This is a genomic window from Hydrogenoanaerobacterium saccharovorans, from assembly GCF_016901815.1.
Taxonomy (GTDB): Bacteria; Bacillota; Clostridia; order Oscillospirales; family Ruminococcaceae; genus Avimicrobium; species Avimicrobium caecorum.
In genome coordinates this window covers 1-330 of the sequence record NZ_JACSNR010000046.1, presented here as the reverse complement: position 1 = coordinate 330, position 330 = coordinate 1, and the positions used below count along the sequence as shown (strand labels likewise).

Sequence of the window (330 nt, the reverse complement as noted above, 5' to 3'; positions counted from 1 at the left end):
GGCATTGATCTGGAGCTGATGAAAGCTGATCAGAATATGACTGATGTGGATGATTTTGACTTCATCTGCCATGTAGCTTTTGATAAAAAGCCATTGACTCGAAAAGAGCGGGCAAACAATGTGAAAAAGCGGGACTTTTTCAGTAAATATAGTGGCGTTGCTCGGGAAGTGCTGGAGGCACTTCTGGACAAGTACATGAACACAGGTATCTATGAAATAGAGAAAACAGAGATTTTAAAACTCGACCCGTTCCTGAAGCTGGGAAAACCAGCAAAAATTGCCGGATACTTTGGAGGTAAGGCGGGGTATCTGAAGGCGGTACAGGAATTG

The 330-nt window shown here is 43.6% G+C and carries 1 protein-coding gene; it reads left to right on the top strand.

What is annotated here, in order from left to right; all coding sequences use genetic code 11:
- On the top strand, positions 1 to 330 hold a 330-nt coding region (locus H9X81_RS11625), incomplete at both ends, for a type I restriction-modification enzyme R subunit C-terminal domain-containing protein (protein WP_430673037.1).